This window comes from Porphyrobacter sp. ULC335, from assembly GCF_025917005.1.
Taxonomy (GTDB): domain Bacteria; phylum Pseudomonadota; class Alphaproteobacteria; order Sphingomonadales; family Sphingomonadaceae; genus Erythrobacter.
This window is the reverse complement of sequence record NZ_CP078091.1, coordinates 2,401,231-2,425,807: the sequence shown is the minus strand read 5'-3', so window position 1 is coordinate 2,425,807 and position 24,577 is coordinate 2,401,231. Positions and strand designations below refer to the sequence as shown.

The following is a 24,577-nucleotide window of genomic DNA, read 5'->3' as shown; positions in this document are numbered from 1 at the left end:
TATGACGGCCGACCAGGTACCCACGATTTTCTCCGAACGCCGGCGCATCGCACGTGCCCAGCGCTCATCGGATCGCCAGCAAGTCCATGCCGATGCGGCGGCATTTCTGATCCACGACATCGCCGATGACATGATCGATCGTCTGTCTTTCGTCCGGCACGAACCACGCTCGACGATGCTGATCGGGCCCTGTACCCAGCCACTAGCCGCCTATATCGAGCGTGACGGTGCGATGCTCGCAGTCGAGACCGCCGCCAACCCCGCCGAGCCCCTTGCGGGCGGTCCCTACGACTTCATCGGTGTCATTGGCCAGCTGGATGCGGTCAATGATCTGCCCGGCGCTCTGATCCACTTGCGCAATGCGCTGACGCCGGGCGGGTTGGTGATCGCCAGCTTCATCGGTGGCCAGAGCCTCCCTGCCTTGCGGGCTGCAATGATGGCGGCCGAGCCGGACAGGCCGGCCGCACGGCTGCACCCGATGGTCGATTCTCGCGCAGCCCCGGCCCTGCTCCAGCGCGCCGGGTGGAAGGACCCTGTGGTCGATACCCATACCCTGAACGTGCGGTATTCCACTCTCGACCGACTGATCGGTGACCTTCGCGATCAGGGGCTGGGCAATGCGCTTGCCAAGCCAGCCTTGCCACTGGGCAAAGCCGCCCTCGCCCGCGCTCGCACCGCTTTTGCCGCCCGCGCGGGGGCCGATGGGAAGGTGACCGAAACGTTCGAGATCATTACCCTCACCGGGCGGCGATCCCTCGCCGGTACCTAGGCCTTCTTCAGCGCAGCCTGCGCAGCAGCCAACCGCGCAATCGGTACGCGGTAAGGCGAGGCGCTGACGTAATCGAGTCCCACCTTCTCACAGAAGGCGATACTCGCCGGATCGCCGCCATGCTCGCCGCAGATGCCGAGCTTGATGTCGGGCCGGGTCGCCCTACCCCGCTCCGCTGCCAGTTCGACCAACTGGCCGACGCCTTCGATGTCGAGGCTGACGAACGGATCGCGCGGGAAGATACCCTTGTCGACGTAGACGCTAAGGAACCGTGCCGCATCATCGCGCGACACGCCGAGCGTGGTCTGGGTGAGGTCATTGGTGCCGAAGCTGAAGAATGCGCCTTCCTCGGCAATCTCGCCCGCCATCAAGGCGGCGCGCGGCAGTTCGATCATCGTGCCGACGAGATATTCCACCCGCGTGCCGACTTCGGCGAACACCGCTTCGGCCGTCTTGTCGACCAGCGCCTTCAGGATCGCCAGTTCACGCTTGGTAGCGACCAGCGGAATCATGATTTCGGGCAAGGGTGCCGCGCCGCTCGCGATCTTTACCGCGCACACGGCTTCGAAAATCGCGCGTGCCTGCATCTCGTAGATTTCGGGATAGGTGATGCCAAGGCGGCAGCCGCGGTGGCCGAGCATGGGGTTGAATTCGTGCAGCTCGCCCGCGCGGCGTTTCAGGTGATCGACGCCAAGCCCGGTCGCGTCAGCCAGCTCTGCGAAGTCTTCATCGGCGTGGGGGAGGAATTCGTGGAGCGGCGGGTCGAGCAGACGAATGGTGCACGGCAGCCCCGCCATAACCTCGAAGATCGCGGTGAAATCGGCGCGCTGTTCGGGCAGAAGCTTTTCCAGCGCGCGGCGGCGGCCGGCCTCGTCATCAGCGAGGATCATCTGGCGCACCAGGCTGATCCGGCTCGCTTCGAAGAACATGTGCTCGGTGCGGCACAGCCCGATGCCCTCGGCCCCGAACTGGCGCGCCATGCGGCAATCCTCCGGCGTTTCTGCATTGGTGCGCACTTTCATGCGCCGCAGCTTGTCCGCCCACACCATCAGCACGCCGAAATCGCCCGCCAGCTCCGGCTCGACGGTGGGGACGATGCCGAGCATCACCTTCCCCGTCGCCCCGTCGAGGGTGATGGCGTCGCCTTCCTTCAACTCGGTCGCGCCAATCCGCAGCGTGCGGCTCGCCCGGTCGATCGACACGGCCCCGGCGCCCGAAACGCAGGGCCGCCCCATGCCGCGCGCGACGACCGCCGCGTGGCTAGTCATCCCGCCGCGCGCTGTCAGGATGCCTTGCGCGGCGTGCATACCGTGGATGTCCTCAGGCGAGGTTTCGACCCGCACCAGAATGACCTTCTCGCCGCGTCCGGCCCATTGTTCGGCCGTATCGGCGTCGAGCACGATCTTGCCCGCCGCAGCACCCGGCGAGGCCGGAAGCCCGGTGGTCAGCACATTGCGCACGGCCTTGGGATCGAGCGTCGGGTGAAGCAGCTGGTCCAGCGCCATCGGGTCGACCCGCCGCACTGCCTCGCGCTCGTCGATCAGGCCCTCGGCCACCATGTCGACCGCCATCTTGAGCGCAGCCTTGGCGGTGCGCTTGCCCGAGCGGGTCTGGAGCATCCACAGCTTGCCGCGTTCCACAGTGAACTCGATGTCCTGCATATCCTTGTAATGCAGCTCGAGCAGATCGAACACGCGGGCCAGCTCGCCATAGGCTTCCGGCAGCGCCTCTTCCATCGACAGCGGCTTGGCCCCGGCGGTCTCGCGCGCGGCTTTGGTGAGGTATTGCGGCGTGCGGATGCCCGCCACCACGTCCTCGCCCTGCGCGTTGATCAGGTACTCGCCGTAGTAGGCGCGGTTGCCCGTTGCGGGATCGCGGGTGAAGGCGACGCCGGTGGCGCTGGTTTCGCCCATGTTGCCGAACACCATCGCCTGCACATTGACTGCGGTGCCCCAGTCGCCCGGGATATCGTTCAAGCGGCGATAGACCTTGGCGCGGTCAGAATCCCAGCTGTCGAACACGGCGCGGATCGCGCCCCACAGTTGTTCGTGCACATCCTGCGGGAACGGCCTGCCGAGTTCATCCGCAACGATGCCGTTGTATTCGCTGACCAGCGCCTGCCAGTCTTCAGCCGCCATCTCGGTATCGTTGTAGAAGCCCTTGTCTTCCTTTGCGATCTCCAGCGCTTCTTCGAACAATCCGTGATCGATGCCAAGCACCACGTCCGAGTACATCTGGATGAACCGGCGGTAGCTGTCCCAGGCAAAGCGCGCGTCGCCGGAGGACTGCGCCAGCCCTTCGACCGTCGCGTCATTCAGGCCGAGGTTGAGAACCGTGTCCATCATCCCCGGCATGGAAACCCGTGCGCCCGAACGGACCGAGACCAGCAGCGGATCGGCGGCATCGCCAAACCGCTTGCCGACGGTGGCTTCGACATGGGTCAGAGCTTCTGCCACGGCGGTGCGCAGGGCATCGGAGAAATCCGCACCATCCTGAAGATAACGCACACATTCTTCGGTGGTGATTGTGAAACCCGGAGGAACTGGCAGGCCGATGCTCGCCATTTCGGCAAGGTTCGCACCCTTGCCACCTGCCACGGTCTTGTCCTTCTGGCGCGGATCGGAGTGGTCGGCCGAGCCTCCGAAAACATAGACCGTCTTCAATGTCATGGCAGTTCCCGCATTAGAGTTGGGGCGGTGAAGAGGATCATCCCTCGATCCGGCTGAAATCGGCAACCCGGTGGACCGCATCGCGGAACCGCGCGAGCAGGGCAAGGCGCGCGGCGCGCTTGTTGGCCTCGTCGGCGTTGACGGTCACCTCTTCAAAGAACCTGTCGATCGGCGCGCGCAAGGACGCGAGCGCGGCCATCGCATCGGCGAAGCGTTCGGCCTCGACCGCTGCGGCGGCCTGAGGCGCGGCGGCGTCGAGCGCGTCGATCAGCGCCTGCTCGGCAGGCTCGGGCGTGTAGGTAAGGTGCTCGGCTGCCGCATGGCGCTCGGCCATCTTTGCGGCGATTACCGGCGCGAGATCGGGATCGTCAACCATTGCCAGCGGGTCTTCCTCGCCGGTCTGGGAAATCTCCCCCTCGATCCCGCGCCAATCCTCCTTCTTGAGGATATTCGCCGCGCGCTTGTAGCCTGCGAGGAGGTTGGTGCCGTCCTCGGTGGTGACAAAGGTTTGGAGCGCATGGACGCGGGCGAGCAGGCGGACGAGATCGTCCTCGCCCCCGAGTGCGAAGACCGCGTCGATCAGGTCGTGACGGACGCCGGCTTCGCGCTGCTGGACTTTGAGGCGCTCATCGAGAAAATCCAAGAACCACGCGAGCGGGCCGTCCGGAAGAGCGTAATGCGTTCGGGCAATTTTCGTAAACGGCACGCGCAGGTCGGACTTAAGTACCGTAGCGATGATCCCCAGCATCGCACGCCGCAGAGCGAAGGGGTCTTTGGAACCGGTTGGGTACAGTTCCACCGAAAAGAACGAGAACATGGTATCCAGCTTATCCGCCAGCGACACCGCCACCGTCACCGGAGCCGTCGGCACGTCATCACCCTGCCCGACCGGCTTGTAGTGGTCGCGGATTGCCTCGGCGACCTCCTGCGGCAGGCCTTCCTTCGCGGCGTAGTAGCCGCCCATCAGGCCCTGCAATTCGGGGAACTCGCCGACCATTTCAGTGACGAGATCAGCCTTGCACAGGCGCGCGGCCTGTTCGGCCATGTCGGCGAGCGCCGCAATTTCCTTGTCATTCCCGCGAACGCGGGAACCCAGGGCGTCCTGTTGCTCTGTCCCGTTCTGGGTCCCCGCGTTCGCGGGGATGACAATGCGTTCTTCAACCAACCACCGCGCCAGCTTTGCCACCCGCTCAACCTTGTCGGCGACGGTGCCCAGCTTCTCGTGGAAGGTAATCCGCGCCAGCTTTTTGGCGTGATCCTCAAGCGAAGTCTTCTGATCCTGCTCCCAGAAGAAGCGCGCATCGGATAGCCGCGCGGCGAGGACTTTATGGTTCCCTTCAATCACTATGCCCATGTCGCGCGGGACGATATTGGCCGTGCAAATGAAGGCGTTGAAAAGCTTCCCGTCAGGCCCCTGACAGACGAAATACTTCTGGTTCACCCGCGCGGTGAGCTGGATGACCTCGGGTGGAACATCGAGAAAAGCCTCGTCAAAAATTCCGAGTCCGACATTGGGCCATTCGGTCAGGCCTGCGTTCTCGATTACGAGGCCTTCGTCCTCGACCAATGTCAGCCCCGCCACGGCCGCGGCCTTGGCAGCGCCGTCGCGGATCAGTTTGCAGCGTTCGGAGAAGTGGACGATCACATGGGCTGCGCGCAGGGTTTCGATATAGGCCCCGGCATTGGCGATATCGACCGGACCGGAATGATGGAACCGGTGCCCCATCGTCGTGCGCCCGCTGGCAATCCCGTCAATCTCGCAAGGCACCACCGCGCCGTCCAGCAAGGCGATGATCCCTGAAAGCGGACGCACCCAGCGCAGGGATTCCGTGCTGAGCGATGCTGCGCCCCAGCGCATCGATTTGGGCCAGGGAAAGGCGCGGATGATCGCCGGGATGGTTTCGGCCAGCACTGCTGCGGTCTCGCGCCCCGGCTTTTCGACCACGGCGAAATAGACTCCGTCACGCTCGGTCAGTTGCTCCGCAGTGAGGCCAACCTTGCGGAGGAATCCTTCGAGCGCCTGCGGCGGTGCGCCGACTTTCGGCCCTTTGGTCTCCTCGCTCACGGCGGCGGTCGCCAGCGGCAGGTCCTTGGCAATCAGCGCCAACCGGCGCGGGGTGGCGAAGGTTTCGACCGAACCTGCCGTCAAGCCAGCCTTGGCCAGCGCATCGGCAAACAGCCGCGCCAGATCCTCTTTGGCCTTGGGCTGCATCCGGGCAGGGATTTCCTCGCAGCGCAGTTCGAGCAGGAAGTCAGCCATCAGACGAGACTCCATCCCGGATACTTCGCTTCCCATTCAGGTGTCATCTTGACGGCGTAAGCCTCGCAGGACGAACGCGCGAGGTCGCGCACCCGGCCCATGTAGCTGGCGCGTTCCTGCACCGAGATCACGCCGCGCGCTTGCAGCAGGTTGAATACATGGCTGGCCTCGACCGCCTGCTCGTAGGCAGCGATGGGCACGCCAGCGGACAGCGCGTTGCGGCACTCGGCCTCGGCCTTGGCGAAGAGGTCGAACAGCGCGTCCGTATCCGCGACTTCGAAGTTCCACTTCGACATCTGGCGTTCGTTCTCAAGGAACACGTCGCCGTAGGATACGCCCGAGGAATTGAACGCGAGGTCATAGACGTTGTCGACGCCCTGAATATACATCGCGAGCCGTTCGAGCCCGTAGGTCAACTCGCCCGCGACCGGTTTGCAATCAAAGCCGCCCATCTGCTGGAAATAGGTAAACTGGGTGACTTCCATCCCGTCGCACCAGACCTCCCAGCCCAGCCCCCAAGCACCCAGCGTCGGGCTTTCCCAGTCGTCTTCAACGAACCGGATGTCATGCGCTAGCGGGTCAATGCCAATCGCCGCGAGGCTTTGGAGGTACAGCTCCTGAATGTCAGACGGCGAGGGCTTCAGGATCACCTGATACTGGTAGTAGTGCTGAAGCCGGTTGGGGTTCTCGCCATAGCGCCCGTCAGTCGGGCGGCGGCAGGGCTGCACAAAAGCCGCATTCCACGGCTCCGGCCCCAAAGCGCGCAGCGTGGTTGCCGTGTGAAACGTGCCCGCGCCCATGCGCATGTCATAGGGTTGCAGAATCACGCAGCCATTGGCGCTCCAGAAATCATGGAGCGTCAGGATCATGTCCTGAAACGAGCGCGCAGGATCGCGGGCTACGGGGGTGAAAGCGGGTGCTGCACTCATGGCGGCAGGCCATGGCCGAACACCCCATTTGCGTCAATGCCGCAGCGCAGCAACACGGGGAGTGCCGCGATGATGGGTCAGGCTATGGTGACACAAAGTCAGGTTGTCTTGACATAGTCAGCGAATCGCGACATATAGTCAGGACAACCTGACATTTGGACGGTTGTCGTGGCTTACTTCACTCTTCCTCCCCAGGAGAAACCGCATGTCCCTTCGTCTTACCCTTGCTGTCGCCGCGCTCGCTCTCACCAGCCCGGTGGCGGTCTTCGCCAATCCCGCAAACCAGACCGATTTCGAGGTGGACGTCCCTCATTCCGATCTTGATCTGGCTACCCCCGATGGCGCAGCGCGCCTCGACGAACGTGTGCGCACCAAGATCCGCCAGCTCTGCGCCAATGGCGGCCGAGATGGCGTATCGCTGCGGCTTGAGCGCGAATGCCGCGAGACCGCGCTGGCAGCGACTGCGCCCGCCATTCGTGTCGTCATCGGCAACGCGCGGCTCGATCGCGTGCGCCTTGCCGCACAGGCCCCCTCATCACCCGCCGCCACTCCCGGCGCGTGATGCCCAAAGGCGGAGGGGCATGCCCCGCCCCTCCGCCGCCCCTTCACCAGCTTTGCACGAGGAACAGGACGCCGATGCAATCGACCGGAAAGATCGACAGGCAATTTCGTTATCGCGCCTACTTCTGGCTGATGAACGCCTCGTTCTTCGCCATTATCTACAGCTTCGTGGAACTGCTGGTCGGCCGCGTGACCGGGTTCGATCCGCAAGATTACATGCCCACCTTCGCTGTACCGATCTTCTACGGCCCGATCCTCGTCTTTATGTTCCTGGTGCCGATGTTCCTCATCTGCGCCCGCTTCATGCGTGACGAATACGCCGAGCAATTGTGGCGCCGCACTTCGGTGGTGCTGGCCTATGCCACCGCCGCAACCCCGCTGCTTTGCTTCATTCTCGGCTGGATATGGTACTTTGCCACCGGACACACCGACGCGAAGCAGGTTCACTGGTCGCTACGCTGGATGGCAGACAAAGTCGTTTGGGGCGATGCCCTGATGTATGTCTGGATCGGCTACATGATGGTCTTTGTTGTGATTTTTCAATTCCTACGCTGGAGGGACTCGTGATGAACTCGACTATCACTATGCGCCGCTGGCAGGCCTGCGTGCTGCTCGGCCTGAGCGGATTTGCACTTGGAAACATGCTTGCCAAGCTGATCACTGCTCTGGGCTTCTGACGCCATGCCGTATAATCCCAAAGCCCCGACGCAGGATGACCGGACCTTCGCCTACAACGCCTTGTGGCTGGGTCTGCCACTGTCGATCATCTTGCTCGCCAGCATGCAGTTCGAGGCATTGTCGATTTTCACTACGCTTGCCGGCGGGTTCGTTTGCGGCACCCTCTTCGGGCAGGTTTTCAGCGGTTGGCAGGACGAGGTCTATCGCGCGGAAGTCGGATTCGCTGCCAACTTCGCACTCGCCTTTGCCGGGGTGGTCCTGTTTGCCCAGATTGTGCCGTGGGCCCGCGATCATGAGCTGGATCAGGGCTCGATGCTCGCCATCATGGCGCTGATCTTCCATGCGGCGATTGTCTATCGTCGTATCCGGGACCGCTGACCTGATGAAAAACCGCCTCAAAGTCCTGCGCGCCGAACGCGACTGGAGTCAGGCGGAACTGGCCGGACGGCTCGACGTGTCGCGTCAGGCGGTCAACGCCATCGAGACGGGCAAGCACGATCCTTCCCTTCCACTCGCCTTCCGTATCGCTCGCCTGTTCGACATGCGGATCGAGGAGATATTCGATGACGAACTTTGATCCCTCGAACAACGATCCCAGCCTGTCCGAAGGATACTCGGTGTTTGCTCGCATTGCGCTTGCGATTGGCGCAGTTTTCGCACTGCTGTTCGTTGCTGCAACTGCCGCCGGTTACATCAGCGTGCTGATCGAGCAGCGTAGCGCCGACGCCGTGGATGTCGCTGTTATCAGCGGTCTCGCACTTGTTTTTGGCGGTATCGCCTATGCGATCTGGCGTCTGTGGCGGCGCGACACCTCCGCAGATTTGCCCCCCAGCGGGCCCGGAGAAATTCGCACCCGGCAGCGCAGTCGCACTCAGATGATCTATATCGCCTTCGCAGGCACCGTCGGCGGCATGATCGGCCTTGCCACGGGCATTTTCGATCAGGGCGATGGGAGCCTGTTCGGCGGAGACTGGGAGCAACTCAAACTGCCGCCGCTGCTGGCGATCGGTGTCGCGATCATGGTGCTGGGCGGGTTTGTGGCCCTGCCGCTCTACGGTTTCCGCATGATCGACGATTACAAGCGCGAGCAGAACCTCGTCGCTTTCACCGGCGGATGCCTGTCGGTGATTGCAGGCTTCCCGGTCTGGGCGGTGCTGCATGCCGGAGGGCTTGTGCCGCCGCCTCACGCTTTCGGGATCTTCGCTCTGGCCTACGTCTCGATGATCCTTTCGTTCCTTTATGCCCGCTGGCGGCTCTGACCCTCTAAATCGAGCCAGCACGCTTGTTTAACGATGCCCCCAACCCCACACATCTTCAAACCCCCTGAAAGGTAACCGCTATGAAACTTGCCTCGCTGCTTGCTCTCACCGCCGCCCCCCTGGCGCTGTTCGCTGCGAACCCGGCGCTGGCTCAGGACCACGTTGGCCACGCCGCCACCGCGCCCGCGGCAAAGGGCCCCGCGATGTGGAAGGTCGCCGATGCCGACACCACGATCTACCTGTTCGGCACGGTCCACGTGCTGCCGCAGGGGATCGACTGGTATGACGCGACCATTGCCAGCGCACTTGAGAGCTCGGAGATCATCGTCACCGAAATCCCGATGGACCCTTCGAGCGAAGCGGCACTCCAGCAGCTTACCGCCGCCAAGGGGAAGCTTCCCGCCGGCACCACGCTGCGTTCGCTGCTGACCCCGGAACAGACCGCAACCTATAACGCTGCCATGGGCAAGATCGGCATTCCGGTGGAAGCCTTCGATCCGCTCAAGCCGTGGCTGGCTGGCCTCACCTTCTCGATCCTCCCGCTGATGCAGCAGGGCTATGATCCCAATGCGGGTGTCGAGAAGGTGCTGCTTTCAAAGGTCGGTGACAAGCCGAAGGGCGCGCTCGAAACCGCCGAATTCCAGCTCGGCATCTTCGACGGGATGACCCAGGAATCGCAGATTGCCTTCATGATGGAAGCGGCCGCCGGCATGGATGAGGTCAAGCCGATGCTCGACCGCATGGTCGCCGAATGGGCCGAGGGCGATGCCGACGAACTCGCCGCCGTGATGAACGAAGGCATGTCCGATCCGGCAGTCGCCGAAGCCCTGCTTTACAGCCGCAACGCCAACTGGGCCGAGTGGATCGACACCCGCCTCGACACCCCCGGCACGGTGTTCATCGCGGTCGGTGCGGGCCATCTTGCGGGTGCCAAGAGCGTGCAGGATTACCTCGCGCAAAAGGGCATCACGGTCACGCGAGTCAAGTAAGCGCCATGAATGAAACGGAAGGGGCGATGATGCGCAGCGCGGCTAGGCTGACTGCAAGCGTTGTCGCCCCTTTCCTTCTGCTCCTCCTCGCCGCTTGCAGTGATGCACCCGGAGCGGCGTCGGCGGACGGGCCTCCGCCCAACCCGCTGCTCTACGAAATCGCCTCGGCCGACGGGACGGTGGAGGGCTGGATGTTCGGAACCATCCACGCTCTCCCCGACCGCACCGAGTGGCGGACACCGGCGGTCACCAAGGCTGTTGCTAAGGCCAACCTCTTGGTCGTTGAAGTTGGCGATTTGAGGGGCCGGGACGAAGGCCCCTCGATCTATTTCAGCCTCGCGCAAAGTCCGGGCCAGCCACCGCTCGAACAGAGGCTCCCCAGTGAACTCCACCCGCAATTGGCAGAGTTGGCGAAGCGCGGCGACTTTTCCGCGGAGTGGATAGCATCGACCGAGACGTGGGCCGCCGCTATCTCCCTGGCGCGCGTCGATGCGACCGGCGATCCCGCCAATGGGGTCGACGCCGCGCTAATCGACGAATTTGCAGGCCGTCCGGTGCGCGAGCTTGAGGGGCTGCGCGGCCAGCTTTCGATCTTTGACCGTCTGCCCGAAGCGCAGCAGCGCGCGATGCTCGCCGCCGTGGTGCGCGGAAGCGACGAGGCGCGCAAAGACCCGGAACGGCTCCAGCGCGCATGGCTGGCAGGCGACGCTGCCACCATCGAGCAATCGACCCGCGAGGGTTTTCTTGCCGAGCCAGCCCTTCGTGAAGCGCTGCTGACGGGCCGCAACCGGCGCTGGGTCGCCACGATCATTCCACTGCTGGAACAGGGCCCCCGCCCCCTCATCGCGGTCGGCACCGCGCATCTGGTGGGGCCGGACGGTCTGGCCACCATGCTTGAAGCACAGGGCTACCGCATCCGGCGCCTGCCCTGAGGTCTGCGCCCCAAAGCAGTTGCCAAACCGGCCTTCTCTCTCTAAGGGCCCGCGCTTCGGCGCTTCCGGACATCCCTGGAGGCGGTTGCGCCGTTGGACTATCAATCAACACGCATTCGAAAGGCACGATTATGAGCGAAGCTCTGAACCTGCCGGCTGAAGCGCGCGAACGGGCTGGCAAGGGAGCCTCCCGTGCAATTCGCCGCGAAGGTCGGACTCCTGCAGTCATCTATGGCGGCAAGGAAGAACCCACCCTGATCCACGTCGAGCAGAAGGAACTGGTGAAGCAACTCGGCACCGGTCACTTCATGAACTCGATCGTCAACATCGAGATCGGTGGCAAGATCATTCGCACTCTGCCCAAGGATGTGGCGTTCCACCCGGTAACCGACCGTCCGCTTCACGTGGATTTCCTGCGCATGACCGGCGACAGCAAGGTCGAAGTGCAGGTGCCGGTGGTGTTCATCAACGAAGAAGATTCGCCCGGCCTCAAGAAGGGCGGCGTGCTCAACATCGTGCGTCACGAACTCGAACTGCTCTGCCCCAACGCTGACATTCCGGACGAAATCCAGATCGATGTCACCGGCAAGGAAATCGGCGATTCGATCCACATCAGCGAAGTGACCCTGCCCAAGGGCGTCACCAGCGTGATCACCGACCGCGATTTCACCATCGCGACGCTGATCGCCCCGTCGGGTCTGAAGAGCAGCGCAGGCGAAGCCGCCGAAGCGGAGTAATCCGCCAGCGCCAGCAACGGCTAACGGAACGCCGGGCTTCGCAAGAAGTCCGGCGTTTCACATTGCAGCGGTCGCAGTTAGGGAGGGTGTCATGCAGATCTGGGTCGGCCTCGGAAATCCCGGACCGCGCTATGCGCTCCACCGGCACAATGTCGGCTTCATGGCCGTGGACGTCATTGCTGACATGCACAGCTTTGGCCCGGTGCAGACCAAGTTTCAGGGCTGGGTACAGGAAGGCCGCATCGGTACGCACAAGGTGCTGCTGCTGAAGCCTGCTACCTTCATGAACGAAAGCGGCCGCGCGGTGGGCGAGGCGCTGCGCTTCTACAAGCTGGGCACCGAGGCGCTGACCGTGTTCCATGACGAGCTCGATCTTGCGCCCTTCAAGGTCAAAGTGAAGCAAGGGGGCGGGCACGCAGGGCATAATGGCCTGCGATCCATCGACCAGCATCTGGGCGCAGAGTTCCGCCGCATTCGCCTCGGCATCGGCCATCCGGGGCACAAGGACCGCGTGACCGGCCACGTGCTCGGCAATTTTGCCAAGGACGAACAGGACGATCTGGTCGCCATGCTCGGCGCAATCGGTGCGGAGGCGGAATGGCTCGCCAAGGGCGATGACGTGCGCTTCATGAACGATATCGCGCTGAGAATGCAGGGCTGACCATGTCGGCGGGCGTGATCGTCATCCGCAGGCGGTGGTGGGCCCATCTGGTAATTGTGTTGCCCGTGGTGGTCTTCCCTGTCCTCTGCGCCGTCATGGCAATGGCATCGTTCGAGATTCTTTTCGATGCGGGTGGATGGTGGAAGGCGCCTTTCTTGCTAGTGGGCGCGGGTGTGATGGGCCTTGCGTTTGTCATCGCGCTCAACGCGCTATTCACATACCGGGTCGAACTGGATGCACGCGGCCTCAGGATCGTCGGAAATCTCTACACCCACGACATCACGTGGAATGAGATCACGCTGATAACCAAGCGGCACAATTTTCGCTTGCCCGGCTATCATGTCGGCATCGAGGTGGACGGCACGAATCTCCCCCGCCGCCACTGGTGCAACCTGTGGCTTGCGGGATATTTCATCCACCCGGGCATGGAAAAGGGTGGGATCGCCCTCACCGCTTATCTCAAACGGAAGCGTCGAGAATACCTCAGGCGTCAGAACTCCCCGAACGAAGTGGTAGTAACGGAATGAACCGCGTCCTCATCATCGGCCCCTGCGGATCGGGCAAGAGCACCCTCGCCCGCGAACTCGCTCCGCTCATGGGTCTGCCGCTCATCCACATGGATCAGCTTGGCTGGCAAGCGGGCTGGATCGAAACCGAAAAAGCCGAACTTCACGCCCGCCTCGCCGAGGCTGTGGCGGGAGAGCGCTGGCTGATTGAGGGCAATTACGGCAGCACCCTCGCCCCCCGCCTCGAACGGGCCGATACTGTGATCTATCTCGATTTCCCGATCCGCTTGTGCCTGTGGCGGCTGATCCGCCGGGTGACGAGCCTGCGCGGCCAATCGCGGCCCGATATGCCCGATGGCTGCCCGGAACGCTTTGATGCCGCGTTCTTCTGGTACGTAATGAACTGGAACAGCGGACCGCGCGTGCGTACCGAGGTGCAACTTGCCCCCTACGCCGGCAAGGTGATCCGCTTGCGAAACCCTGAGGCGCTTGCGCAATGGCGCGCAAGCAATGAACTCGCTTCAGCTTAACCTTAGAGGGTGGTGCCAATGCGCTGCATCTTCGTAATGATGAGCAGTACTAGTTCATGCGAGCGTTTGATTAGTTGAGGTCGCCTCGATATCGGCCTGCGATGATCACTCGAATGACACGAATGCCGAAATGGCTGTCGCGATTGGGTCTGGCAATACTGGTGCTCGTGTTGCTTGGCACCGGGCTGCTGTTTGCAGTGTTGTCGCAGGCGTCAATCACCATGACTCGTGCGGGCGTTTACCGCGACCTGAACGTGGCCCTTCCGGCTCTTGGCACCATCACCATCCCGATTTACTCGGGAGAAGGAGAGCGGGTGAACTTCGGGAACTCCCTTGTGGGGCCAGTCGTGCGCTCGGGCGCGGACGGAACATGGTCTGCAAGCTGGTTATGCGGTGCCGATGCGATATCGCGGCAAGGCTCTGGCGACACGCTTTCCATCACATGCGGCGAAAAATCGCGTAATTTCAAATTAGCTAAGCCGACCATTGTGTCTGCGCAGCGAGAGATGCCGGAAAAGGTTGCAGTACTCAGCGACATTGAGGGAAATCACGCGTTTCTCGTGGCGGCGCTGCGCGAGGCGAATATCATCGATGATGGCAACAAGTGGGTGTTCGGCGACGGGCATCTTGTCATCCTTGGTGATGCCGTTGACCGCGGTGGGGACGTCTTTGAAACTCTTTGGCTGCTCCACCAACTCGCCATTGATGCGCAAAATTCGGGTGGAGTGGTCCATCTGATTCACGGCAATCACGAACAATACATGCTCCGAGGCAATTACTCGCGCGCGCATCCTGAGATGATCCACGCCTTGAAACGGCTTGGCGGTCCGGTTGAGTCCTTCAGCAAGGGTAACGTACTTGGCGATTGGCTGCGCAATCAGCCGGTCGCACTGCAACTGGGCGAGATCGTTTTCGTGCATGGCGGGATAGCTGCCTCGACATTGCCACCCGAGGCTGATCTGGAGGCGCTGAATGCCTTCTCCCGCGAATATTGGGCCTACGATGCCTTGCACGGCAAGCCTTCACCAATGGGAGAGGCGGTATTTGGACCGGCGGGGATTACACAGTACCGGGGCTACGTCATGGACATGCCGGACCTTTACAGCCGGGCCAACGCCGAGGAAGTCGACCGGGCACTGGCACGTTTTGGTGGCAAGCGGATCGTGATCGCGCATACCGTGGTGAAGCAGATCACAGAGCTTTATGACGGGAAGGTCATCGCGGTAAACGTGAATGATGATGCATCGCGCCAGCAGATCCTCATGTTTGAAAACGGCGCGACGCGCATCATGGATCTCAACGCCAAGCGGAATATATCCGCTGGCGAGAACGCGCGATCACGCGGTTTTGATGTCTTGTCTCTGCGGGACTGGTCGATCATCGCCTCGATCTGGCAATCAGGTCAGGACTTGTCGAGCATACCGCACCCTTACTGACGCTTGGAACGGAAGGTAGCGCTTGCGGGCTGGCGGAACACTTGCTTCCCCGCTAAGGGCCAGCGCTTTCCAGCTAGCCAAGAGATAATCATCATGGGTTTCCGTTGCGGGATCGTCGGCCTGCCGAATGTCGGCAAGTCCACCTTGTTCAATGCGCTCACTGAAACGCAGGCGGCGCAGGCGGCCAACTATCCGTTTTGCACAATTGAACCCAACGTCGGCCAGGTCGCGGTGCCGGACGAGCGGCTGCAAAAGATCGCCGCCATCGGCAAGAGCGCGAAGATCATCGAGACCCAGCTCGGCTTCGTCGATATCGCGGGCCTTGTGAAGGGCGCAAGCAAGGGCGAAGGCCTTGGCAACCAGTTCCTCGGCAATATCCGTGAGGTCGATGCGATCGTCCACGTGCTGCGCTGTTTCGAGGATGACGACATCCAGCACGTCGCCAACAAGGTCGATCCCATCGCAGACGCCGAAGTGGTCGAGACCGAACTGATGCTGTCAGACCTCGAAAGCCTCGAAAAGCGGGTACCTGCTGCCGCCAAGCGCGGCGCGGCGGGTGACAAGGAAGCCAAAGCAATGGCGAGCGTGCTCGGTCAGGCTTTGGAACTGCTGCGCGAAGGCAAGCCCGCGCGCCTGACCGTGCCGGGCGATGACGAGGAAGAACGGCTGTTCAAGCAAGCGCAGCTGCTCACCGCCAAGCCGGTGCTCTACGTGTGCAACGTTGCCGAGGAAGACGCGGCGGAAGGTAATGAACTGTCGGCCAAGGTCTTCGCCAAGGCGGCGGCCGAAGGCGCGCAGGCGGTGGTCGTCTCCGCTGCGATTGAAGCTGATCTGGTGACGATGCCGATAGAAGACCGCGGCGAATTCCTTGAAGCTATGGGCCTCACCGAAAGCGGCCTCGCCCGCGTGATCCGCGCCGGTTACAAGCTGCTCGGCCTGAAAACCTTCTTCACCTGCGGCCCCAAGGAAGCCCGCGCCTGGACCTTCCCCGACGGCGCCAAGGCCCCCCAGGCAGCGGGCGAGATCCACAGCGACTTCGAACGCGGCTTCATCCGTGCCGAGACCATCGCCTACGAAGATTACATCGCACTGGGCGGCGAAGCGGGCGCGAAGGAAGCGGGCAAGCTGCGCCAGGAAGGCAAGGAATACGTGGTGCAGGACGGGGACGTGCTGCTCTTCAAGTTTAATGTTTGAGGGGGAAGCCCCGCAGTATCGCCCGTAATCTACTCGTGCAATCAATCCCGCTGGGCGATAGCCTGAACCTTGATCTTGGCACCGAACGGCAATGCAGCTGCCTGATAGATCGTCCGCGCTGGAAAGGGAGCAAACAACTCGCGGCAAAGCGCATTAACCTCGGGCAAATCCTGCTCAAGGTTCGTGAAGGCGATATCGACATAGACGATGTCGCTTCGGTCGAACCCCGCCGCCGAGGCGATCAGGAACACCAGACCGAAAGCTCGCTCGGCTTCTTCGCGCGCGGATCCTGGGCGATATCCGTCATCGTAAACGGCCAACTGGCCCGATATGTGGCATGTGTTTCCGCATACGACAGCATTCGATATTGGCGATGGAGAAGCGGGAACACCTTCGACCGCCCCAATAAATCGTTTCGCCACGGCCGCCTCCGTCAAAAAAGTGCCGAGGTCCCGCTAGGCTTACCCGCACAGCGCGACAACTTGCGCAAACGCACCAGTACGGATCAACAGCTTAAAGAACCCAGCGCGGGCGGTCAGATCAATGCCGCCCGAACAGCTTCTCGACATCTTCCATGCTCAGCTTCACCCAGGTCGGGCGCCCGTGATTGCACTGGCCCGACCTTGGCGTTGTCTCCATCTCACGCAGCAGGGCATTCATCTCCGCAACGCTGAGTGTGCGCCCTGCCCGCACCGATCCGTGGCAGGCCATAGTAGCGAGCACCAGTTCGAGCCGCTCGGCGAGCAGCAGCGCGCCGCTGTCTTCCTGCTTGCCATGCTTGGCGATATCGTCGGCAAGGTCGCGCAGCAGGGCGCTGCTATCGGCCTTGGGCAGCGCGGCGGGGAGTGCGCGGACCAGCATCGCGCTTGGCCCGAAGCGTTCGATCACGAGGCCGTAGCGCGCGAGGCCCTCGGCCGCGTCCTCCAACCGGTCGCAATCGACCTCGTCCATCTCCACCACATCCGGCACCAGCAGGGCCTGACTGCGGCGGGTTGCTTCCTCGGCCCCGGAAGCGCGCAGGCGTTCGAGTACGAGGCGTTCATGCGCCGCGTGCTGATCGACCAGCACGAGGCCATCGGCAGATTCGGCGACGATATAGGTGTTGGCGACTTGCCCGCGCGCGATGCCGAGGGGATATTGCTGCGCCTCGGCAGGCACAGGCGCAGCTTCCTCGGCACGGCCTTGAGGTTGAGGCAAGGGCGCACTCCACACGGGGCGCGCTTCCCCAAGCCGCTGTTCCGCTGCTGTCCAATCCCGACCAGAGAAAATGCTGTCGAGCGTCGGCGACAAGGGGGCCGAGGGCGGCGCTACCGGCTCCGACTGCCACCGCGCCATCGCTCCACGATCCGGCCCCTGCGCAGAGCGGCGATCCCCCGTCGCCAGCGCTTGCCGCAGCCCCGAGACGATGAAGCCGCGCACCCCCGCGCTATCGCGAAACCGCACCTCAGTTTTCGCCGGGTGGACATTTACGTCGACATCCTGCGGCGGGAGATCAAGGAATAGCGCCAGCACCGCGTGGCGATCGCGCGCGAGCATATCGGCATAGGCGCCGCGGACTGCGCCCACCAGCAACCGGTCTTTCACCGGACGGCCGTTGACGAACAGGTACTGGTGATCGGCCACACCGCGGTTCCACGTCGGCAGGCCCGCAACGCCGGTCAGCCGCATCACACCGTGCTGCGTGTCGCGCTCCAAGGCGATTGGGACAGAATTGTCCTTCAGCTCATGCGCGATGATCCGCGCCACGCGGGTAGCCAACTCTTCGCCAGCCTGTAGCGACAGCACCGTGCGCTTGCCCGCATCGCTTATTGTCTCCAGCGTGAAGCCCACATCAGGCCGCGCCATGGCAAGGCGGCGCACCACATCGAGGCACGCCGCGTGCTCGCTACGGGCCGAGCGCAGGAACTTGCGGCGGGCGGGCACCTTGGCGAACAGTTCTTCCACCCGCACGCGGGTGCCGGTCGGAAGCGCGGCAGGCTCATCGGCTATCACCGCGCCATGATCGACCACTCGCCGCCAGCCTTCGGCAGCGCCTGCCTCGCGGCTTTCGATGGTCAGGCGCGCAACACTCGCGATGCTCGGCAGGGCCTCTCCCCGGAAGCCCAAGGTTGTCACCAGTTCGATCGCGCCTTCGGGTCCGATCAGCGAATCGGGCAGCTTCGATGTGGCGTGGCGTTCCAGCGCCAGCGCCATGCCCTCCGGCCCCATCCCGCAGCCATCATCGACCACTTCGATCCGCGAAAGGCCACCTTCGGCCAGCACGACACCGATTCGCCGCGCGCCTGCATCAATGGCGTTTTCAACGAGCTCTTTCAGCGCTGCTGCCGGGCGTTCGACCACCTCTCCCGCGGCAATGCGGTTCACAAGGGCTGACGGGAGGCGGCGGATTTCGGGCATTTGTCGCACGCTAGCGATAGGTGGACGTTTTTTCGAGACCATGCCCCCAGAAATCACCTCTGCGGTGGACAATTATTTTGGCCTTTTGTCTGAGGATTCGCTAGGCGCGCGGTGTCATGTCATAACCGGGTCGAATTCCTCCGCAGTCGCTTTGCCAAGCCGCCAGCGGCCCCGCCCCGCCACCACTGGAACACCAACACCAATGAGCTTCCTGTCCAACTTCTTCAAATTCGGTTCGCAGAACATGGCGATCGATCTCGGTACCGCCAACACGCTGGTTTATGTCCAGGATCAGGGGATCGTTCTGAACGAGCCTTCGGTGGTCGCGATCGAGACGATCAACGGCATCCGCCGCGTCAAGGCGGTGGGCGATGATGCGAAGATGATGATGGGCAAGACGCCAGACAGCATCGAGGCAATCCGTCCGCTGCGTGACGGCGTGATCGCCGACATCGAAGTGGCCGAGCAAATGATCAAGCACTTCATCCAGAAGGTGCACGGCAAGAAGAGCATGTTCCGTTATCCGGAAATCGTGATCTGCGTGCCTTCGGGCTCGACCTCGGTGGAACGCCGCGCGATCCGCGATGCTGCCTCCAACGCGGGTGCATCGGATGTGCACCTGATCCTTGAACCGATGGCAGCGGCGATCGGCGCGGATATGCCAGTGACCGAACCTGTCGGCAGCATGGTCGTCGATATCGGCGGAGGCACGACCGAAGTCGCGGTGCTTTCGCTGCGCGGTCTTGCCTACACCACTTCGGTGCGTACCGGGGGCGACAAGATGGACGAAGCCATTGTCAGCTACGTGCGCCGCCACCACAATCTGCTGATCGGCGATGCCACCGCGGAACGCATCAAGAAGGATTACGGCATCGCCATGATCCCCGAAGATGGCGTGGGCGAGATCATCACGCTCAAGGGCCGCGACCTTGTGAACGGCGTGCCCAAGGAAATCACCATCAACCAAGCGCATGTCGCCGAAGCGCTCAGTGAACCGATCGGCGCCATTGTTGAAGGCGTGCGCATCGCACTGGAAAACACCGCCCCAGAGCTCGCCGCCGATATCGTCGATCAGGGCATCGTGCTGACTGGCGGCGGCGCACTGATCCGCCGTCTTGACGAGCATCTGCGCGAGGAAACCGGCCTACCCGTCTCGGTCGCCGAAGATCCTCTCCTGTGCGTTGCCATCGGCACCGGCCGCGCGATGGAAGATCCGATCTATCGCGGCGTTTTGATGACTGCGTGATCCGCACAAGCATGAGCCGGGCTGAGCGGCAGAAGGGACTGTAAAGCCATGGCGCCCTCCTCTTCGCGCCGCTCGGGCTTCTCGAAGAAAGCGCAATACTCGCTGTTCACCGGCTACCTGTTGGCCGGTGCGGGAGCATTGGTGGGGCTTGCGTTGCTGGCGCTGTCGCTGTGGCAGCCTTCGGCTTTCGCGCCCCTGCGCGGCGTCGCGAGCGACGTTGTGGCGCCGGTCGGCACGGGAAGCGCGGCGGCCCGGGAGGGATCGCAGGGGCTGTTCCAGAGCATCGCGGGCTATTTCAGCGCGGGCTCCCAGAATGCCGAGCTGCGCCGCGAAATGGAAATCGCCCGTATTCGTCTCGCCGAGGCTGACGCGGTCAAAGCCGAGAACCAGCGACTGAAAGGTCTGCTGGCCCTGCGCGATGGCGAGACCAAACCGGTTGCGATGGCGCGACTGGTCGGCTCCACTGCGACCAGCGGCCGGCGTCACGCCTATATCAGCGCCGGGGCAAGCAAGGGCGTGCAGCCCGGAATGCCGGTCCTGTCAGAACGCGGCGTGATTGGCCGCGTGCTCGAGACAGGGCGCAGTTCGGCGCGCGTGCTGCTCCTCACCGATAGCGAAAGCGTGCTGCCGGTGCGCCGCGCCAAGGACAATGTCATCGCCTTTGCAGAGGGACGTGGCGACGGCATGCTGCGCATCCGTCTCGTCAACCTCGGCGTCAATCCGCTGAAGGTCGGCGACATGATGGTGACCAGCGGCGCCGGCGGTTATTACCGGCCCGGCGTGGCGGTGGCGGTTATCGCCAAGATCACCCCCGATGGCGGAATTGCACGGCTCGTCGCAGAGCCTGCTGCAACCTCCTACGTCGCGATCGAACCGGTGCATCAGGCAGCGGCGGTGGCGGAACTTGAGGAGACCGATGCGGCGAACCCCGGCGGTGCCCCGCCGACATCCGCATCCGGCGCGCCTGCGCCTGCATCCAGCGACGCTCCAGCGGAGGAGTGATGGAGCGGCTCGACCCTCGTGCCCGATCCGACATGTATGGACGGCGGATTAACCGCGCGTCCTCGCCATGGCGTGCGAACAGCGTGCCCTACCTTTCGATCATGCTCGGATCATTGCTGCCGGTGTTGCTCATCGCGGATCTGATGCCGCTCGCACCTTCCTTCGGCTTTTTGCTTCTGCTCGCATGGCGCATGGTGCGCCCCGGCCTCTTGCCGCTATGGGCAGGCGCGCCGATGGGTGCTTTCGACGACCTGGTGAGCGGCCAGCCTTTCGGCAGTGCGATCCTGCTGTGGTCGATCACGATGATCGCCATAGAGCTGATCGAAACGCGCTTCCCCTGGCGCGGGTTCTGGCAGGACTGGTTTACCGCAGGCGTCATGGGCGTCTGCTATTGGGCGGCGACACTGCTGCTTTCCGGTGCGCGCGTGACACCAGAAATGGTGGCGGTGGCCGCACCGCAGGCTTTGCTTTCAGTGCTGCTCTATCCAATAATCGCCCGGATGGTTGCCGGACTTGACCGTTTCCGCCTCGCCCGTGCGCGAAAGATCGACTGATGAAGATCCCGTTCCTGCGAGATGGACCGCAGCGCCCCGCCCGGATGATCAATGCCTCGATCTTGCGCAGCACTTTCGAGCGCAGATCTGTAGTGATCGGCGCGGTGCAAGGCGGGATCGGGGTGCTGCTGGCGCTCCGGCTTGGCTATCTGGCGATCGCCGAAAACGAGAAGTATCGTCTGGAATCCGAAAGCAACCGCGTCAATCTGACTCTGGTTCCGCCGCGCCGGGGCTGGATTCTCGACCGTGATGGAGCGCCGCTCGCTTCGAACCGCGCAGATTTCCGCGTCGACCTGATCCCCGAACGGCTCCAGAACGCGAATGCGACAATCGACCAGCTTGGAGAATTGCTGTCGCTCGAACCCGCGCGGATCGCCGATATCAAGGACAAGGTCAGCACCGCGCGCGGGTTTCAGCCTGTCGAGGTCGCTAGCGGCCTGAGGTACGAACAGTTTGCCGCGCTCAGCGTGCGCCTGCCCGATCTTCCCGGCGTGGTGCCCCAGCGCGGCTTTTCGCGCTTCTATCCGACCGCTTCCAGCGTCGGTCACCTGATCGGCTATGTCGGCCCCGCGTCTGCCGAGGAATACGAGAAAGACCCAAATCCGCTGCTGATTACGCCGGGCTACAAGATCGGCAAGGACGGGCTCGAAAAGCAGTTCGAACAGGAACTGCGCGGCGTGCCGGGCGCACGGCGCGTGGAAGTGACAGCGGGCGGGCGCATCGTCCGCGATCTCGAAACACGCGAGGATGTGCAGGGCGCACCTGTCCGCCTCACCATCGACGGCCCGCTCCAGGACTATGCAGCGCGGCGTATCGGGCTTGAGAGCGGCTCGGTGGTGGTGATGGACTGTCGCACGGGCGATCTGCTGTGCATGGCATCCATGCCGAGCTTCGATCCCAACTCCTTCTCGGACGGGATCGGCGGGGTCGAATATGCGATGCTGCGCGACGACGAGCGCGTGCCGCTGCGCAACAAGGTGCTGAAGGGGCTCTATCCGCCCGGCTCCACCGTCAAGCCGATGGTCTCGATGGCGTTTATGCAGGCCGGGATCGATCCGAACGAGACAGTGTTCTGCGGAGGCGGCCTGCAGGTCGGCAATCGGCGGTTCGGCTGCTGGAACCGGCGCGGCCACGGCTCGGTCGACATGGCCAAGGGTATCTACCAGAGCTGTGACGTCTATTTCTATGCCATGGCCCAACGCGTCGGCATGGACCCGATCGCGGCGATGGCGCGGCGCTGCGGGATGGGGGAGGAATTCCCCCTCCCCGTCACCAGTCAGTTCTTCGGCACTGTCCCGGATCCGGCGTGGAAAATGAAGAAGTGGGGCCGCGAATGGCAGGCCTTCGATACGGTCAATGCCACCATCGGACAGGGCTATATGCTATCCAGCCCGTTGCAGCTGGCGGTGATGGCCTCGCGCATTGCCACCGGCCGCCACGTGATGCCGCGCCTGACGCTGGACACCAAACCCAAGGGCTTCAACGACATCGACTTCCCCGCCGACCAGGTGGAGTATGTCCGCAAGGCGATGAGTGATGTGGTCAACGGCCCCGGCACTGCCGGCCGTGCCCGCTTGCCGATCGATGGTACGCTGATGGCTGGCAAGACCGGCACCGCGCAGGTCGTTTCGCTCAGCAAATCGAACGGCAAGACCGGACCCTGGAAGTACCGCGACCACGGCTTGTTCATCTTCTTCGCGCCTTATGACAACCCGCGCTATGCGGGCGCGGTGGTTATTGAGCATGGCGGCGGGTCCGGCGCGGCCTACCCGATTGCCCGCGACGTGATGACCTTCCTGTTCGATCCGGCCAAAGGGCTCGAAGCTCTCTCCGTGCTGGAGGCCGGATGGGGCGGCACCGCGCAGCAGCGGTTGGAGCGGCGCTATGCCGCTTATGCAGCCGAACGCGGGACGACGGTCAGCCGCCCGCCGCGCCGCGAGGAAGAAATCTTTGACCGGGTTGAGGCCGAGGCTCGCCGAGCGGCGACCCAGACTGACGCTATTGCCGAACAAGTGATCGCTCCGCGGCCCGAGGCCAATCCTTCGGGTACACCGCCCGGCGGCACTGCTCCCGCTGCTCCGCAAGCTGCCACTCCTTCGGCTGCGCCCGCTGCTCCGTCCGTGGAGGCCGGCGAATGAACACGCTTGCCGCCCGCGGGATCGTTCCGGCACCGATTGCCCGCCAGCCTTGGGAAATGCTGATCCCGCTGGTGTTGCTCACCACCTTCGGCGGGCTGGTGCTGTATTCAGCGGGCGGCGGGGCCATGCAGCCCTTTGCCCTGTCGCACTTCATCCGCTTCGGAGTCTTTGCGGTGATGACCGCGATCATCGCATCCTTGCCGCGCGAGGCGGTGCGGGTGTTGACCTATCCCGCCTATCTGGCGGTGTTGTTGATGCTGCTGGGGGTCGAGATTGTCGGCCAGGTTGGCGGCGGCAGCCAGCGCTGGTTGGAGGCCGGACCGATCCGCATCCAGCCCTCCGAGCTGATGAAGCCCGCCGTGGTGCTTGCGATGGCGCGCTTTTATGAAACGCTGCCTTCGGGGATGATCGGATCGTGGCGATCGGTGGTGCCATCGGGAATGCTGATCGTGCTGCCGATTTCGCTCGTGCTGTTGCAGCCCGACCTTGGGACATCGGTGGCGATTGCGTTCGGCGGCGTCGTCGTGATGTTCCTAGCGGGGCTGCCGCTGTGGTGGTTTCTGCTGGCGGGCGGCACCGGGATCGCCGCAATGCCGCTGGTCTACTTCTTCGCGCTGCGCCCCTATCAACAGGCACGTGTGACGACTTTCCTCGATCCCGAAAACGATCCCTTGGGCGCTGGCTACCACATCGCCCAGTCCAAGATCGCGATCGGATCGGGCGGAATTTTCGGCAAGGGGTTCAACAACGGAACGCAGAGCCACCTCAACTACCTGCCCGAACCGCACACCGATTTCGTGTTTGCCACCATGGCCGAGGAATGGGGGCTGATGGGCGGGCTGTTCGTGCTGACCATGTACACCCTCATTCTGCGCTGGGGCTGGAAGGTCGCGAGCGAGAGCCAGGACCGTTTCTGCGCGCTACTCGCCGCCGGGGCCACGGCCACGATCTTCTTCTACATCGCGATCAATCTGCTGATGGTGATGGGCATGGCCCCGGCCAAGGGCATTCCCCTGCCGTGGATGAGCCACGGGGGTTCATCGATGATGACCAACATGATCTGCATCGGCCTGCTGATGATGGTCAACCGCTGGAACAGAGAGGCTCCGCGCCGCGGTCTTTCAGTCTAG

Annotated in this window: 24 protein-coding genes; 19 read left to right on the top strand and 5 right to left on the bottom strand. The window is 63.2% G+C overall.

What is annotated here, in order from left to right; translation table 11 throughout:
- Window position 1: 1 nt before the first annotated feature.
- On the top strand, window positions 2–769 hold the full coding sequence (locus KVF90_RS11565; protein WP_264391726.1) for a class I SAM-dependent methyltransferase: 768 nt from the start codon (window positions 2–4) through the stop codon (window positions 767–769).
- Here the strand turns inward: KVF90_RS11565 and ppdK are convergent.
- Genes ppdK through KVF90_RS11550 form a run of 3 tightly spaced genes read right to left on the bottom strand, consistent with a single transcriptional unit; the run spans window position 766 to window position 6,627 of the window.
- A complete protein-coding gene (gene ppdK, locus KVF90_RS11560) occupies window positions 766–3,438 on the bottom strand; it encodes a pyruvate, phosphate dikinase (RefSeq protein WP_264391725.1) in 2,673 nt (890 codons plus the stop codon). The two genes, KVF90_RS11565 and ppdK, sit on opposite strands and share 4 nt — an antisense overlap.
- A gap of 37 nt (window positions 3,439–3,475) precedes the next feature.
- Entirely contained in the window at window positions 3,476–5,698 is a 2,223-nt protein-coding gene (gene glyS, locus KVF90_RS11555; RefSeq protein WP_264391724.1) for a glycine--tRNA ligase subunit beta, read from the bottom strand.
- A complete protein-coding gene (locus KVF90_RS11550; RefSeq protein ID WP_264391723.1) occupies window positions 5,698–6,627 on the bottom strand; it encodes a glycine--tRNA ligase subunit alpha in 930 nt (309 codons plus the stop codon). The genes glyS and KVF90_RS11550 overlap by 1 nt, the downstream gene beginning before the upstream one ends.
- Before the next feature lie 205 nt (window positions 6,628–6,832).
- On the opposite strand from KVF90_RS11550, the gene KVF90_RS11545 reads away from it, so the two are divergent.
- From KVF90_RS11545 to ychF, 13 genes are all read left to right on the top strand, one after another.
- A complete protein-coding gene (locus KVF90_RS11545) occupies window positions 6,833–7,189 on the top strand; it encodes a UrcA family protein (RefSeq protein WP_264391722.1) in 357 nt (118 codons plus the stop codon).
- A 74-nt stretch (window positions 7,190–7,263) separates the two neighbouring features.
- A complete protein-coding gene (locus tag KVF90_RS11540; protein WP_264391721.1) occupies window positions 7,264–7,755 on the top strand; it encodes a hypothetical protein in 492 nt (163 codons plus the stop codon).
- Between the two features lie 114 nt (window positions 7,756–7,869).
- The gene (locus KVF90_RS11535; RefSeq protein WP_264391720.1) at window positions 7,870–8,244 is read left to right on the top strand and encodes a hypothetical protein; all 375 of its coding nucleotides are present in this window, start codon (window positions 7,870–7,872) and stop codon (window positions 8,242–8,244) included.
- 4 nt (window positions 8,245–8,248) lie between these two features.
- Window positions 8,249–8,443 carry a helix-turn-helix transcriptional regulator gene (locus tag KVF90_RS11530; protein WP_086607507.1) on the top strand — a complete coding sequence of 65 codons (195 nt, stop codon included), beginning with the start codon at window positions 8,249–8,251 and terminating at the stop codon, window positions 8,441–8,443.
- On the top strand, window positions 8,430–9,125 hold the full coding sequence (locus KVF90_RS11525) for a hypothetical protein (protein ID WP_264391719.1): 696 nt from the start codon (window positions 8,430–8,432) through the stop codon (window positions 9,123–9,125). The genes KVF90_RS11530 and KVF90_RS11525 overlap by 14 nt, the downstream gene beginning before the upstream one ends.
- Window positions 9,126–9,205: 80 nt before the next feature.
- Entirely contained in the window at window positions 9,206–10,114 is a 909-nt protein-coding gene (locus KVF90_RS11520) for a TraB/GumN family protein (protein WP_264391718.1), read from the top strand.
- 5 nt (window positions 10,115–10,119) lie between these two features.
- Window positions 10,120–11,046 carry a TraB/GumN family protein gene (locus tag KVF90_RS11515; RefSeq protein WP_264391717.1) on the top strand — a complete coding sequence of 309 codons (927 nt, stop codon included), beginning with the start codon at window positions 10,120–10,122 and terminating at the stop codon, window positions 11,044–11,046.
- Between the two features lie 131 nt (window positions 11,047–11,177).
- Complete coding sequence (locus KVF90_RS11510; protein ID WP_264391716.1) at window positions 11,178–11,783, top strand: 50S ribosomal protein L25/general stress protein Ctc; 606 nt, start codon at window positions 11,178–11,180, stop codon at window positions 11,781–11,783.
- A 91-nt stretch (window positions 11,784–11,874) separates the two neighbouring features.
- A complete protein-coding gene (gene pth, locus KVF90_RS11505) occupies window positions 11,875–12,444 on the top strand; it encodes an aminoacyl-tRNA hydrolase (protein WP_264391715.1) in 570 nt (189 codons plus the stop codon).
- Window positions 12,445–12,446: 2 nt separating this feature from the next.
- Complete coding sequence (locus tag KVF90_RS11500; protein ID WP_264391714.1) at window positions 12,447–12,971, top strand: hypothetical protein; 525 nt, start codon at window positions 12,447–12,449, stop codon at window positions 12,969–12,971.
- Window positions 12,968–13,480 carry an AAA family ATPase gene (locus KVF90_RS11495; RefSeq protein WP_264391713.1) on the top strand — a complete coding sequence of 171 codons (513 nt, stop codon included), beginning with the start codon at window positions 12,968–12,970 and terminating at the stop codon, window positions 13,478–13,480. The genes KVF90_RS11500 and KVF90_RS11495 overlap by 4 nt, the downstream gene beginning before the upstream one ends.
- A gap of 122 nt (window positions 13,481–13,602) precedes the next feature.
- Window positions 13,603–14,916, top strand: coding sequence for a metallophosphoesterase (locus tag KVF90_RS11490; protein WP_264391712.1), 1,314 nt, complete (start codon window positions 13,603–13,605; stop codon window positions 14,914–14,916).
- A 93-nt stretch (window positions 14,917–15,009) separates the two neighbouring features.
- Entirely contained in the window at window positions 15,010–16,110 is a 1,101-nt protein-coding gene (gene ychF, locus KVF90_RS11485; RefSeq protein ID WP_264391711.1) for a redox-regulated ATPase YchF, read from the top strand.
- 41 nt (window positions 16,111–16,151) lie between these two features.
- Here ychF and KVF90_RS11480 read toward each other — a convergent pair whose 3' ends face one another.
- Both KVF90_RS11480 and mutL read right to left on the bottom strand, forming a co-directional pair.
- Window positions 16,152–16,532, bottom strand: a complete 381-nt coding sequence (locus KVF90_RS11480; RefSeq protein WP_264391710.1) for a RidA family protein — start codon at window positions 16,530–16,532, stop codon at window positions 16,152–16,154.
- Window positions 16,533–16,650: 118 nt separating this feature from the next.
- Complete coding sequence (gene mutL / locus KVF90_RS11475) at window positions 16,651–18,507, bottom strand: DNA mismatch repair endonuclease MutL (RefSeq protein WP_264391709.1); 1,857 nt, start codon at window positions 18,505–18,507, stop codon at window positions 16,651–16,653.
- A gap of 202 nt (window positions 18,508–18,709) precedes the next feature.
- Between mutL and KVF90_RS11470 the strand changes: the two genes are divergently transcribed.
- Genes KVF90_RS11470 through rodA form a run of 5 tightly spaced genes read left to right on the top strand, consistent with a single transcriptional unit; the run spans window position 18,710 to window position 24,577 of the window.
- Window positions 18,710–19,753, top strand: coding sequence for a rod shape-determining protein (locus tag KVF90_RS11470; RefSeq protein WP_264391708.1), 1,044 nt, complete (start codon window positions 18,710–18,712; stop codon window positions 19,751–19,753).
- 48 nt (window positions 19,754–19,801) lie between these two features.
- Entirely contained in the window at window positions 19,802–20,755 is a 954-nt protein-coding gene (gene mreC / locus KVF90_RS11465) for a rod shape-determining protein MreC (RefSeq protein WP_264391707.1), read from the top strand.
- Window positions 20,755–21,309: a rod shape-determining protein MreD gene (gene mreD, locus KVF90_RS11460; RefSeq protein WP_264391706.1), complete on the top strand. Its 555-nt coding sequence runs from the start codon at window positions 20,755–20,757 to the stop codon at window positions 21,307–21,309. Before mreC ends, mreD begins: the two co-directional genes overlap by 1 nt.
- Window positions 21,309–23,447 carry a penicillin-binding protein 2 gene (mrdA, locus tag KVF90_RS11455; RefSeq protein WP_264391705.1) on the top strand — a complete coding sequence of 713 codons (2,139 nt, stop codon included), beginning with the start codon at window positions 21,309–21,311 and terminating at the stop codon, window positions 23,445–23,447. The genes mreD and mrdA overlap by 1 nt, the downstream gene beginning before the upstream one ends.
- Window positions 23,444–24,577, top strand: coding sequence for a rod shape-determining protein RodA (rodA, locus tag KVF90_RS11450; protein ID WP_264391704.1), 1,134 nt, complete (start codon window positions 23,444–23,446; stop codon window positions 24,575–24,577). The genes mrdA and rodA overlap by 4 nt, the downstream gene beginning before the upstream one ends.

Excerpts from the sequence above, each read along its gene's own strand:
- rodA (WP_264391704.1), top strand. The coding sequence starts at position 23,444 with ATGAACACGCTTGCCGCCCGCGGGATCGTTCCGGCACCGATTGCCCGC.
- KVF90_RS11530 (WP_086607507.1), top strand. The coding sequence starts at position 8,249 with ATGAAAAACCGCCTCAAAGTCCTGCGCGCCGAACGCGACTGGAGTCAG.
- KVF90_RS11510 (WP_264391716.1), top strand. The coding sequence starts at position 11,178 with ATGAGCGAAGCTCTGAACCTGCCGGCTGAAGCGCGCGAACGGGCTGGC.
- mreC (WP_264391707.1), top strand. The coding sequence starts at position 19,802 with ATGGCGCCCTCCTCTTCGCGCCGCTCGGGCTTCTCGAAGAAAGCGCAA.
- KVF90_RS11495 (WP_264391713.1), top strand. The coding sequence starts at position 12,968 with ATGAACCGCGTCCTCATCATCGGCCCCTGCGGATCGGGCAAGAGCACC.
- ppdK (WP_264391725.1), bottom strand. The coding sequence starts at position 3,438 with ATGACATTGAAGACGGTCTATGTTTTCGGAGGCTCGGCCGACCACTCC.
- mrdA (WP_264391705.1), top strand. The coding sequence starts at position 21,309 with ATGAAGATCCCGTTCCTGCGAGATGGACCGCAGCGCCCCGCCCGGATG.
- KVF90_RS11470 (WP_264391708.1), top strand. The coding sequence starts at position 18,710 with ATGAGCTTCCTGTCCAACTTCTTCAAATTCGGTTCGCAGAACATGGCG.
- KVF90_RS11540 (WP_264391721.1), top strand. The coding sequence starts at position 7,264 with ATGCAATCGACCGGAAAGATCGACAGGCAATTTCGTTATCGCGCCTAC.
- KVF90_RS11545 (WP_264391722.1), top strand. The coding sequence starts at position 6,833 with ATGTCCCTTCGTCTTACCCTTGCTGTCGCCGCGCTCGCTCTCACCAGC.
- KVF90_RS11520 (WP_264391718.1), top strand. The coding sequence starts at position 9,206 with ATGAAACTTGCCTCGCTGCTTGCTCTCACCGCCGCCCCCCTGGCGCTG.
- KVF90_RS11525 (WP_264391719.1), top strand. The coding sequence starts at position 8,430 with ATGACGAACTTTGATCCCTCGAACAACGATCCCAGCCTGTCCGAAGGA.
- mreD (WP_264391706.1), top strand. The coding sequence starts at position 20,755 with ATGGAGCGGCTCGACCCTCGTGCCCGATCCGACATGTATGGACGGCGG.
- KVF90_RS11515 (WP_264391717.1), top strand. The coding sequence starts at position 10,120 with ATGAATGAAACGGAAGGGGCGATGATGCGCAGCGCGGCTAGGCTGACT.
- mutL (WP_264391709.1), bottom strand. The coding sequence starts at position 18,507 with ATGCCCGAAATCCGCCGCCTCCCGTCAGCCCTTGTGAACCGCATTGCC.
- glyS (WP_264391724.1), bottom strand. The coding sequence starts at position 5,698 with ATGGCTGACTTCCTGCTCGAACTGCGCTGCGAGGAAATCCCTGCCCGG.
- ychF (WP_264391711.1), top strand. The coding sequence starts at position 15,010 with ATGGGTTTCCGTTGCGGGATCGTCGGCCTGCCGAATGTCGGCAAGTCC.
- KVF90_RS11550 (WP_264391723.1), bottom strand. The coding sequence starts at position 6,627 with ATGAGTGCAGCACCCGCTTTCACCCCCGTAGCCCGCGATCCTGCGCGC.
- KVF90_RS11565 (WP_264391726.1), top strand. The coding sequence starts at position 2 with ATGACGGCCGACCAGGTACCCACGATTTTCTCCGAACGCCGGCGCATC.
- pth (WP_264391715.1), top strand. The coding sequence starts at position 11,875 with ATGCAGATCTGGGTCGGCCTCGGAAATCCCGGACCGCGCTATGCGCTC.
- KVF90_RS11500 (WP_264391714.1), top strand. The coding sequence starts at position 12,447 with ATGTCGGCGGGCGTGATCGTCATCCGCAGGCGGTGGTGGGCCCATCTG.
- KVF90_RS11535 (WP_264391720.1), top strand. The coding sequence starts at position 7,870 with ATGCCGTATAATCCCAAAGCCCCGACGCAGGATGACCGGACCTTCGCC.
- KVF90_RS11490 (WP_264391712.1), top strand. The coding sequence starts at position 13,603 with ATGCCGAAATGGCTGTCGCGATTGGGTCTGGCAATACTGGTGCTCGTG.